This window comes from Sphingobium sp. CECT 9361, from assembly GCF_918741285.1.
GTDB lineage: Bacteria > Pseudomonadota > Alphaproteobacteria > Sphingomonadales > Sphingomonadaceae > Sphingobium.
This window is the reverse complement of record NZ_CAKKNC010000005.1, coordinates 1-10,702: the sequence shown is the minus strand read 5'-3', so window position 1 is coordinate 10,702 and position 10,702 is coordinate 1. Positions and strand designations below refer to the sequence as shown.

Here is a 10,702-nt window from a genome sequence, read left to right as displayed (position 1 = left end):
TCATTACTCCGACAATTAAGAGAGGCAATGACTGTGGAACATGTGCGCACAAAAAGCAGAAGTTCGCGCCGCCAGTTTTTCGCGACGGTCGGCACCGGAGCGCTGCTTGCAGGCTGGACGGCAATAGCACCACGCCGCGCGTCCGCCCAACCGTTGCAACAATTCACTCCCCCGCTCGTGCCAACGAATCTCCAACCGTTCGACATGGCTGACGTGACGCTGAGCGAAGGCCCCTTCCTGCATGCGCAGCGGATGACCGAGGCCTATCTGCTCAAGCTCCAGCCAGATCGCCTGCTCCATAACTTCCGCGTGAACGCTGGCCTCAAGCCCAAGGCGGCTGTCTATGGCGGATGGGAATCCGAAGCGACATGGGACGATATCAACTGTCATGGCCACACGCTGGGCCATTATCTGTCCGGATGCGCCCTCGCCTATCGCTCCACCAGCGACAAGCGCTTTAAAGACCGGATCGACTATATCGCGGGGGAACTCGCTGCGTGTCAGCAGGCGTCAGGATCTGGCCTTGTCTGCGCCTTCCCCAAGGGACCGCAGCTCATGGCTGCGCATATTCGCGGGGACAAAATCACCGGCGTCCCCTGGTATACTTTGCATAAGGTCTATGCCGGACTGAGGGACGCAGCGCTCCTGACCGACAGCAGCGTATCGCGCGACGTCCTGTTAAAGCTGGCCGACTGGGGCGTAGCTGCGACACAGAGCCTGTCCGACGCCGATTTCGAAACGATGCTAGCGACCGAACATGGCGGCATGAATGAAATCTACGCCGACTTGTATTTCATGACCGGCAAGCCAGACTATCGCACCTTGGCGAAGCGCTTCTCGCATAAGGCGATTATGGAGCCGCTAGCGCGAAGTCGCGACGAACTGGACGGGCTGCACGCGAACACGCAAGTGCCCAAGATCGTGGGCTTCCAACGGGTCTACGAAGCCACCGGCGATGAGACTTATCGGGACGCGGCGGCATTCTTCTGGAAGACGGTCGCCCTGACCCGCTCCTTCGCCAGCGGTGGCCATGGCGATAACGAACATTTCTTCGCCATGGCAGACTTCGATAGCCATGTGTTCTCGGCGAAGGGATCGGAAACCTGCTGCCAGCATAACATGCTGAAGCTGACGCGCGCGTTGTTCCTGCACGACCCGCGCGCCAGCTACGCCGATTATTATGAGCGCACACTCTATAATGGCATCCTTGCGTCTCAGGATCCCGACACGGGCATGGCAACCTATTTCCAGGGGGCCCGGCCCGGCTATATGAAGCTGTATCACACGCCTGAAGATTCCTTCTGGTGCTGCACCGGCACGGGCATGGAAAACCATGTCAAATATCGCGATTCCATCTATTTTCACGATGACCGGGCGCTTTACGTCAACCTCTTCATCCCCTCATCCGTGACGTGGAAGGCAAAGGGCGCGGTCCTGACCCAAAGCACCGCCTTCCCCGAAGAGCCCGCCACCACGCTGCGCTGGACGCTCCAGCAGCCGACAGAGATTGCTTTGCGCCTGCGCCATCCCCGCTGGAGCCGGACGGCCACTGTCCTGATCAACGGCCAGCAGGCCGCGCAGTCGGACGATCCGGGCAGCTATGTCGAACTCTTGCGCACATGGAAGAACGGCGATCGCGTCGAACTCCGCCTGGTCATGGAAGTTGCGGCCGAAAGCGCTCCTGCCGCGCCCAGCATCGTTGCATTCACCTACGGCCCATTGCTCTTGGCAGGCGCATTGGGGAAGGCGGGACTGGCTCCCGGTTCCGACATTGTCGTAAATGAGCGCAAATATGGCGATTATAACAATGCGCCCTTCACGCCCCCGACACTGGCGGGGGAACCCCAGGAGCTTGCCAACGCTCTTCGCCGTCAGGACCGCCCGCTCGAATTCACGATCGTTTCAAAAGACGGTAGTCCAGTGCGCCTCATCCCCTATCATCGCATAGCGCATGAACGCTACGCGACCTATTGGCCCATCACTTAAGACAATAGCTGCCCCCAGCGCGGCTTCTGGTCATGCCATCGACTCCCGGAGGATCGACAGGCTCGATCGGGCAGTCCTGAGAGAACAGGTCTCGCGTACCCGTTCGCGGAGGAGACCGAGTGGGTATTAGGGGGCCGGGCCCCGGTTGGCCAAACCATCCGTCTCGGGCGAAGATCTACGGCAACTCACAATCGGTCGGTGGACGTTTGTTCCGGATCTGATCCTGAGCCCGATATTTTCGTCACACGGTCAGGCCTGACACAATGGAACAGCACTTGGCGTGGTGGAGGACCACAGTCGGCCTAGTGCGGCCTTGCCTATTTCGCCACCCAATTTCTCTGCGGTTCCGCACAAGCGCTAGGCAGAGACGAGAACTCGTCGACCGATCAACTCCACCGATAAGTCGCTAAAAAACGTCCGCTTTTACAATGCTTAAACCAATGTGGAAGGACAGGAAATTGGCGGAGAGGCAGGGATTAATAACCTGAGGCAATCGAGCCCGGATTTCCTGCAATTTGCTCCATCCATACGTAGCTATCCCACATTCGATACCACAAACATCCCCACAGGCATCGAAAGTCCGTGGTACGGTGCCATTGTGACGAGAACAAAGGTTGATGTCCAGCAGCCAAATAACCTGCCCAAGCACGCTCCTAGAAATCACGATCTGGCCGACTTCTGCCAGTCCGGTTTTGGGCTGAAAATTGGGAAATCTGGCATTTGGTCGAGCCGATGGATTGGTCAGATGCCCCTAACATCGCCGACGTTGAAGGTGCGACACAGACCCTTGGATAGCTGCTGGTCAATCATCGGACTTTTATCGGCAGCGTCTCATTTTTACACGGTCGCTTCTGTTGGCCGCCCCGCCCGGCTTGCGATGGGATCAAACATAGGACAGTCGAAAGAGCGAGCAGCGCGCTAAAGAAAAGAAATTCAGCTATGAAGGCAATCAGGTTGCGGTGCTTACCGGCGAACAAATGGTCAGGATAAGCGCCCAGATCACTGCAGCGCAGACGGTTCTCGTGACCGGCGCGCTCGGCAGCGTGGGTCGGGCAGCCGTTCATGGGGCTAACAAGCTTGGTGCGCGCGTCATCGCGGGCGTGCGCGCCCGACAGTTGAGCGGGGCAGCGGGCCTCCAGGTCGCGAGCACGATCGCGATCGATGGCGAGGAGGCATTGGCTCGCTCCAGCAAGTTCGACGCGGTTGCGGACACGATCGGTCGCGCCTTGGCGGAGCCTTTAATGGCAATGATCCGGCCAGGCGGCCGATATGCCTATACGTCCGCGATACCTGACGGGGCGGCGGAAAGGCATTAGGGCGTGTCGTAGGTGACCCGGGTCTTCGCCCAACCGGACCCCGACACATTGCGTAGCTTCGCCGAAGACATCCGCGATAGCCGTTGTTTAAGCCAACTGGATGCCTCCCTACAAATTAACCCCTATTCAGCTACGATAGCGCCATCGCGACCGACCACAATTGGCCGGTGCTGACCGATCGCTTGCTGGAGACGTACTTGGAAAGTCGCATGTCTTAATTTGGGCATAGCCGACCGTCAGCCACCGCCAAATTCAACCGGGGTAGTAGCCAACCCCAACGACATGATCGCCAACCAGTTCGATGAGCGACATCTTATGTTCGATGCGATTGTCGGCGCGGTTAAGCCAGACATTGTTGATCCGGCCATGGCCCGATGTTTTCGCGATCTCGATCATATCCCGGACAATGGGTCTGCCTTCGGCGTCTTTGAGGTCGCTGACATCAGTGCCAACGAGGCCCGGATGCGCACCATATGCTTCGTAGACACCCTTGAGATTGAACACGAAAACGTAAAGTTCTCCGGTGTTGAACGGTCCTGCGCTTTGGTTGAACTCTGCCAGCGCTTTGTCGGCACCTACATCATTAAGTCGCTTAACCGCTCGTTCGAGCATGGCGCGCGCATCGGCCGCGGAAGCGTGGGCTGCCGCCATGGCAGGCGATGTTTGCAACGAAACGGCCGAAGCACCCATAAGCAGCAGGTAAGCAAGTATCTTCATTGTCATACTCCCAAATTGGCGGTACGCCTAACGCAGCTGTCCAAGCGAAAAGGATTTTTGGCTCAATCGTGGTTGGCACTTGTTCCCGGTAAGAGACGACTGCGCCCGGCTGCCTCCCGTTTCTTTGAGGGAGATCAAAACGACCTTTAGGATGACGAGGCCTTAAGGGTTCGCGTCGCGGCGCAGCGGCCCATTCCAACGGCCATCGCGTAGAAGGCAGCGCTTATTTTGGCAGCAGGAACAGACGAGGCAGCTTTATCATGCAACGCTGGGACCATCGCCTGTATTGCCGCGCATGCACACCGGTTTAAGCGGCTGGTGCTCAAACAGCCGAACCAACCAAGCTTTGGCCAAACCTTCGGCAAACGGTGATCCACGGCCCCGGCGCTCCCAGCATCAGTTGTGTAACCAATATGCTAAAGCGAGAGACGTCAGCAGAGGCCGAGGCCGAAGATCCAGAAGCTGTCGGTCGGCAATCAGGAGCGGAAAACGAGCGGCTCAAACAGCTGAGAAGGGTCGACAGCCCCCAACCATTTCTGCCATTCAGCGGACGAAACGGGCGCGTTCAAAGCGGCCTTTCGTTCCAGAACACGTAAGAATTGTACCCTCTCGGAACCGGTGTGGATCACTGTGTTTTCTGCTTTGCTGCCTTTGCCACAGGCTTCAGTCTGATTTGGACATGCCCTGACTCCGTTCGCCGGGCTTCGAAAGCACCGGCCTTCTCGACCAGGTCGCTTAGCTTGGCCTGACCATAGGTGCGCGGATCGAAGTCCGAGGCGAGCTCGGCTAGACTCTGGCCCACGCGGCCAAGGGGCACCCAACCGCCATCATCATCGAGCTGGGCGATTGCCTTGCAGAGCAATGGCACGGATGCGCTCGGCGCCTGCTTCGCCGCCGCGGGGAGCAAATCGGCGCGTTCGGGTTCTTCTGTTGTTGGCGCCTCGGGCAACAGGTTCTCGGTGTAAATAAACCGCCGGCAAGCTTGACGAAAGCTTTCCGGCGTCTTCTGCTCACCGAAGCCGTAAACGTCGATGCCCTGTTCCCGTATGCGAGCTGCTAGGCCGGTGAAATCGCTGTCTGAAGACACGAGCCAGAACCCATCGAACCTGCCGGTATGCAGGAGGTGCATTGCGTCGATCACAAGCGCGATGTCCGACGCATTCTTTCCAGTGGTGTAGGCAAAGTTCTGCTGCGCCCTAATCGCGTGGGTCGACAGTACCTCAGCCCAGGACTTGAGGCGTGTACCGGAAAAGTCGCCATAGATGCGACGGACACTGGCTTCGCCGATTTTGGCAATTTCCTCAAACAATCGGACGGAAATGCGGGCGGATGCGTTATCGGCATCGATCAGGACCGCTAGCCGCGGAGCGCGTGGTTCATTTGACATTATGCACTATGCCATGCCGCGGTTAAGCCCCTACCCTAAATCAGCTCAATCAAGCGGGTTGGAGACGCGGGTGTGGTAATACCGACTTCATCCGTTATGAAGCGGCCACCGCAAGCTCAGGCAATTAAGGCAGACCAATGGCCCGCAAACATTCGAAGCACGGTTCTTATGAGGACTTACATCAGGAAGAAGAGGCTCCCGAGGCTGTGGTACTCTGCTGGCTTTGTGGCCGACCGACCGGCAAGACCATTGTCTGGCACCACCCCGTGCCTAAGAGCCGGGGCGGGCGTGATGTGGTTCCCATGCACCCCATTTGTCAGCAGACGCTGATTTCCAATTTCACCAATTCCGAACTGCAGCGCCACGGGATGGACGTAGAGGAGGGCCTGCTCGGCAACCCAGCTGTGCGCAAATTCGTCGATTGGGTAGCGAACAAGGACCCCGATTTCACGGCTACCATTGCCAAGAAGAAGCGCTGATCCGACTGCGCTTTCGGCATCCGCCAACATTTCGGTCATTCGGACCGTCACCTGTGAGCTTTTAAATCTTCCCTTCATTTAGCGTGGTTTTAGACGAAATCCTCGACTCGCTTGGGGTCGATGACCGCTGAAACGAGATAACAACCAATTCGTCCATGAACGAGGGAGGCGGTGTCCAGGTGCCGGGCATACCCGAGCCATAGATCGGCCGCGGGCTGGGTGATGCCTGCTTGTTGGTGTTCAGCCTCTCGAAAGCCGACATCGTAGCCCCGCGGTCTTCGCACCCACTATTGCGGCTCGCCACCCGGAGGCTCCACCGTGATCACCTCTGCGCCCGCCTTCGCCATCAAAAATGTAGCTTAAGGACCCTGATAGACCCGCCTGAGATCAATCAGCCGAATCCGGGCCAACGGCAAATTCGGGTCACCCGCTCCCCCTATGAACGCCGCTTAACAGTTTCTGCTATACGGGTATGCGTTCGGCATATGTGACTGCTCTGCCCTGGGCAACTACCCTTCGGCCTGCGATCCGATGGCCGGGCTCAATCCGAGGGCGGTGAAAATGAAGAGAGTCATTCGTTGTCGCCAAAACACCTACACGCCATATATTATGTTGCAATGTGGGATATCGAACCACATATCAGAATAAGTACTCCTGAAACGTGTGCCGACGATTGTCACCATCTGGAGCTGGCATCATGATCGCAATGGGAATACGGTCCACAGCTGAGCGGACGCGGCGCATTCAGGTTCACTCCCCCGAATTGCATGGCATCAAGTCCGAATGGATGATCAGCGATGAGGATCCGTCGCTCTCGCCGACCATTTTTCTTGTTGAGCAGCCGGCTGGAATGGTTCTGCCCGCCCATTTTCATCGCAACAACCAGTTTCAACTGGTCGTGGCCGGCACTGGTAAGATCGGGCCGACGAAGCTGGAACCGGTGACGATTCATTATGCGGGAGCTTACACCGCTTATGGCCCGCTCTTGGCAGGGCCGGAGGGGCTGAAGTACTTCACCATCCGCCCGGTCCATGAAAGTGGCATGCAGGTGGTTGCGGAAACCCCGCAGCACGCTTGGCCCAAGGGCCCCCGCTGCCATGCCACCAGCAAGCAGGTCGCTGTTCTTTCCGACCATGAGCTGGCGCAGGCCACCCACCTGCTTACCGCCAACGCGATCGCCGGCGATGGCGGTATGCGTGCCGACGTCTGTACCCTTCCACCCGGCTCCGAATTGGATCTCTTTTGGCACGAGGAAACGGAAGGTCTGTTCATTTTCGTTCTTGCGGGTTCGGTGGAGGTTGAGGCCGTAACGCTAGGTCTTTGGGAAAGCGTGTTTCTCTCCTCCGATGAATTGACAACGCCAATCAGAGCCGGAGCGGGTGGGGCTCAGGTTGCCATCCTTGCTCCTCCAGCACTCGCCCCTGCCTACCGCACCTGATTGCGACTGCCGAGTTAGAGAGACTTAGTCCTGAGGCCAGCTTTCGGCTCGATGTCGTGGTAAACAATGCTGGTATCGGATTGCCGGAACGGTTGAGGACCTCGACCTCGCGCTGTGGGAGAAGATCCAAGCCGTCAATCATACCGGTGTGTTTCTCGGCAACAAGTAAGAGATCATCGCTATGAAGAAGGCTGGCAACGGCGGACCAATCATCATCATGTCAGCGGTCAAGGCGATTGTCGGATCGCCCGAATACGCTGGCTACGACGCATCAAAAGGCGACGTCCGCTCACTGACAAAGGCAGTTGCGCTCCACTGCGCCGAGCAGAACAACGGCATCCGCGTTAACTCGATCCATCCGGGCTACATGATGACCGACGCTGGCCAATCGACCGGGGCAACAAGCGCCGAGGCAGTGAAAGAGATGATGGACATAGACTGCGCCGATGGTCAACGTGTCGGCCTTCTGGGGTGCCAGGTTCTTCGTGACACTGCCCTATTCGAGGCGAAGGTCAGGTTCTTGACGCCGCTGTCGCGCACCGCGTCGAGCAGCCGCTCCGGAATGCCGCAAAGGCAAAAGCCGCCGCAAGCAAGCAGGCGCCCGTCCTTGAGTAGAACGTCAAGCGCAACCCGAGCGTCGGAATATACCTTGTTCAAGGCATTACTCCTTTGATCTTTCCGGCAACCGAAAATGATGTGAGACGGGAATTGTTTAAATTTTAGGGGTTTATGGATTTGCGGCCATCGTCAAACGCATCGTCTCCCGCCTGCCCTACTGCACTATTTGCTTGCTGCAAAGATCGGATCGGCCCGACCCATTCCTCCAGGCTCGGCGTGACCGCCACGAGCGTGAAGCTTACGGTTCCGTCGGCAACCTCCACAAGGTTACCGCGCGCTTCTACTTGCGGATCTTGCCCTATTTCCCTCGCGTCATGGACTAGGCCCATCACGATGTCGTGCTCGATCGCGAGTTGCATGAGTTCGTCGGCAGTGTAGTTCCTGGCCCAATCTCCCATCAGCTTGTTGACTTCTGGTCCGTGGACACGGCGGGCTGCCATCGTGGCGAAGCGCGGATCCTGGAGCATGACATCGCCGCCAATGAGGCGAAGCAAGTTGGCGACGATCTTGTCGCCGACCGCGGAGACAGAAATGTATTTTCCGTCGCGCGAGCGGCACAACGAGCCAACCCCCATGTTCAGAGGCAGGCTATTGCCTTGCCGCTGGGCTGGATAGCCTAGCAACGATGCAGCCGGGCACTGCCATTCGATCATGCGACTCAGGGCTCGATGCATCGGCTCTTCGATGATGAGCCCGCGGGCAGTACCTCGCCAGAGCGCTGCAGCGACCTGCAGCGCTGCGAGGGCCCCTGCGCAATAATCGGCAAGAGGTACTTCGGGTTGTACGGGAGGGCCATTCTCCCAGCCGGTAATCGTCATCAACCCGCTAGCTGCTGCGGAAAGCGCAGGATGCGTGCTCCACGGCCATAAATCCGGACGATCCGCACCGGGGGGAAAGATGGAGACGACGGTCGGGGCATTCGCCCTGTCACAGATGCCTGCGAGCAACTGGTGATCCGCCCAGGACCGGCGTGGCACGTCAGTGCAAACGATGTCGGCGCGGGCCAGCAACGCCTCGACAGCGTCCTTGTCCCGCACGGAATCGATTTCGACGGAGTGCTTGTTCCGCGACAGCGCAGTGCGAAGCGCAGGGGATAGAACATTGGAGTTCGAGGAGGCGGCCCCAGGCTCGATTATGTACGTGGTGGCGCCGTAATCAGCGAACAAGGTTGCAGCAAAACACGCCGCCGGCGTTTCGCTGATCTCGACGACCACCAAGTCTTCAAACAGGCTCTGGCAGTGAGCATCCGCCGTTCCCCCAGATGCGCGAGGTGGTGCGCGCCAATCGACTCCTTCAGGATCAGCGAGTTCGGCCCAATGAAACCGCGAGGCCGCGCGCGCCATCACCGGATCGATGTGCCCCGGCACGGTCACATGGCCGATAGTTGCGTCGATCGCGTCGAGCACGTCGCCCCTCGCTTGCATATATGGCTCTCGGGCCAAGCTTTGTCCGTCAAAGACAGGTGCTGCCTCGAGCCCAATCGAAGCAAGCTCGCAATGCACCGCATTGGGCGTTCGTGTGGCTGTCCACGTCCGCAGAGCGGTATCAACGGCTTCGGGAAGCGGTTGGCCATCGGAATTTTCGAGGTTCGATCTGCCGAGAAACCGACTAGCCGCGTCCTCATCTATCACAAGAACGGCGATCCACTCGCCATCCCTCGCCCGGGTGGTCACGATGCGTGGCCAGTGGGAGTTGCGTCCTCCACCATAAGGATAATTGGTGCCCCTGCGAACGGGGGAGCAGTCCATGTCCCGGGCATCGATGAATTGCGCTTCTGTGATCCGCAGCAGAACGTCGTAAAGCGCGATGTCGACCGCCCCCCCCGCACCACCGTTACGGTCGCGTGCATAAAGAGAAAGGATGCCGCCGAGAGCTGCGAACAGCCCAGTGGTTGTATCCCCCAGCGAGAACCCACAATACAGCGGGGACTCGTCCGGTCGACCGGTCAAGTTGACGATTCCGGACATCCCCTCGGCGATCTTGCCGAAGCCAGGCCAGGAGCTTTTCGGGCCGGGGAAGCCATATCCGCTGATGGTGACGTGGACGAGCTTGGGGTTCAGCATCGCCAGCTCCGCTGGCCCGAGCCCAAGCCGAGACAGCGCGCCTGGACGGTAGTTCGAAACCAGAATGTCGGCATCGCGCAACAAGCGCCGAATGTGAGCGGAGCCGTCCGGCGACTTGAGATCGAGCCCAATACACCGCTTGTTGCGGCTGCTGACGCCCCACAAGGCGGTCACTCCGTCGCGTGCCGGACCCACGCGCCGGAGGACATCCCCCTGCCCCGCAGGCTCAACCTTGATAACGTCCGCACCGAGATCGGCCAGCAGGGACGCGGCAAACGGCCCGGCCACAACTGTGCCCAACTCGACCACCCGCAGTCCGTCTAGCAGCGCACTTTCCATTGTCGATCCTTGCGAGGGCGCGGCTACTTGCCCTGGAAATTGGGCTGGCGCTTCTCCGCGACGGTTTCAGGTCCTTCCGCCGGCCTCAGAGAGAAATCGATGGACATGAATTACTCCAGTTCGAGAAGTTTTGGCCGCCGCTGGGGCCAAAGGCTGAGTTGCGGTCGAAGCCGATCGGGCCCACGGCGTCGGGCAGGTGGGACAGATCGGCTCCGGGAAACGCGTGGTCGCAATCAGAAGCCCACGTTATCGCCGCCCTTCGTCTCAAGCATGGCCCGCGCTTCTTCCGGTGTGGCCAGGTCGAGACCCAGTTCTTCGAGGATACGACGGCTCTTGGCGACCTGTTCCGCATTTGAAGT

At 59.0% G+C, this 10,702-nt stretch carries 8 protein-coding genes and 2 pseudogenes; 5 read left to right on the top strand and 5 right to left on the bottom strand.

Annotation, left to right across the window (positions count from 1 at the left end; genetic code table 11):
• Window positions 1–27: 27 nt before the first annotated feature.
• Complete coding sequence (locus LQ220_RS09395; protein WP_230188035.1) at window positions 28–1,986, top strand: glycoside hydrolase family 127 protein; 1,959 nt, start codon at window positions 28–30, stop codon at window positions 1,984–1,986.
• 977 nt (window positions 1,987–2,963) lie between these two features.
• The gene (locus LQ220_RS09390) at window positions 2,964–3,302 is read left to right on the top strand and encodes a hypothetical protein (RefSeq protein WP_230188034.1); all 339 of its coding nucleotides are present in this window, start codon (window positions 2,964–2,966) and stop codon (window positions 3,300–3,302) included.
• 252 nt (window positions 3,303–3,554) lie between these two features.
• Here the strand turns inward: LQ220_RS09390 and LQ220_RS09385 are convergent, their stop codons facing one another.
• The gene (locus LQ220_RS09385; protein ID WP_230188033.1) at window positions 3,555–4,019 is read right to left on the bottom strand and encodes a cache domain-containing protein; all 465 of its coding nucleotides are present in this window, start codon (window positions 4,017–4,019) and stop codon (window positions 3,555–3,557) included.
• Window positions 4,020–4,644: 625 nt separating this feature from the next.
• Entirely contained in the window at window positions 4,645–5,406 is a 762-nt protein-coding gene (locus LQ220_RS09380; protein ID WP_230188032.1) for an NYN domain-containing protein, read from the bottom strand.
• Between the two features lie 137 nt (window positions 5,407–5,543).
• Here LQ220_RS09380 and LQ220_RS09375 point away from each other — a divergent pair, with 137 nt between their 5' ends.
• The 3 genes and pseudogenes from LQ220_RS09375 to LQ220_RS24900 all read left to right on the top strand — a co-directional run.
• On the top strand, window positions 5,544–5,885 hold the full coding sequence (locus LQ220_RS09375) for a hypothetical protein (protein ID WP_230188031.1): 342 nt from the start codon (window positions 5,544–5,546) through the stop codon (window positions 5,883–5,885).
• Between the two features lie 697 nt (window positions 5,886–6,582).
• Window positions 6,583–7,323, top strand: coding sequence for a hypothetical protein (locus LQ220_RS09370; protein ID WP_230188030.1), 741 nt, complete (start codon window positions 6,583–6,585; stop codon window positions 7,321–7,323).
• A gap of 181 nt (window positions 7,324–7,504) precedes the next feature.
• Window positions 7,505–7,711: pseudogene (locus tag LQ220_RS24900) on the top strand (SDR family oxidoreductase); the annotation flags it as partial.
• A gap of 104 nt (window positions 7,712–7,815) precedes the next feature.
• On the opposite strand, the pseudogene LQ220_RS09360 reads toward LQ220_RS24900, so the two are convergent.
• From LQ220_RS09360 to LQ220_RS09350, 3 genes and pseudogenes are all read right to left on the bottom strand, one after another.
• Window positions 7,816–7,980: pseudogene (locus tag LQ220_RS09360) on the bottom strand (CoA-transferase); the annotation flags it as partial.
• 62 nt (window positions 7,981–8,042) lie between these two features.
• Window positions 8,043–10,343 carry a CoA transferase gene (locus tag LQ220_RS09355; protein WP_230188029.1) on the bottom strand — a complete coding sequence of 767 codons (2,301 nt, stop codon included), beginning with the start codon at window positions 10,341–10,343 and terminating at the stop codon, window positions 8,043–8,045.
• Between the two features lie 233 nt (window positions 10,344–10,576).
• The coding region (locus LQ220_RS09350; protein ID WP_230188208.1) for a 3-keto-5-aminohexanoate cleavage protein at window positions 10,577–10,702 on the bottom strand (126 nt) is incomplete at its 5' end.

What these genes read in the sequence shown, in the direction of transcription:
- LQ220_RS09390 (WP_230188034.1), top strand. Translation starts at nt 2,964, where the DNA reads ATGGTCAGGATAAGCGCCCAGATCACTGCAGCGCAGACGGTTCTCGTG.
- LQ220_RS09385 (WP_230188033.1), bottom strand. Translation starts at nt 4,019, where the DNA reads ATGAAGATACTTGCTTACCTGCTGCTTATGGGTGCTTCGGCCGTTTCG.
- LQ220_RS09395 (WP_230188035.1), top strand. Translation starts at nt 28, where the DNA reads ATGACTGTGGAACATGTGCGCACAAAAAGCAGAAGTTCGCGCCGCCAG.
- LQ220_RS09355 (WP_230188029.1), bottom strand. Translation starts at nt 10,343, where the DNA reads ATGGAAAGTGCGCTGCTAGACGGACTGCGGGTGGTCGAGTTGGGCACA.
- LQ220_RS09375 (WP_230188031.1), top strand. Translation starts at nt 5,544, where the DNA reads ATGGCCCGCAAACATTCGAAGCACGGTTCTTATGAGGACTTACATCAG.
- LQ220_RS09380 (WP_230188032.1), bottom strand. Translation starts at nt 5,406, where the DNA reads ATGTCAAATGAACCACGCGCTCCGCGGCTAGCGGTCCTGATCGATGCC.
- LQ220_RS09370 (WP_230188030.1), top strand. Translation starts at nt 6,583, where the DNA reads ATGATCGCAATGGGAATACGGTCCACAGCTGAGCGGACGCGGCGCATT.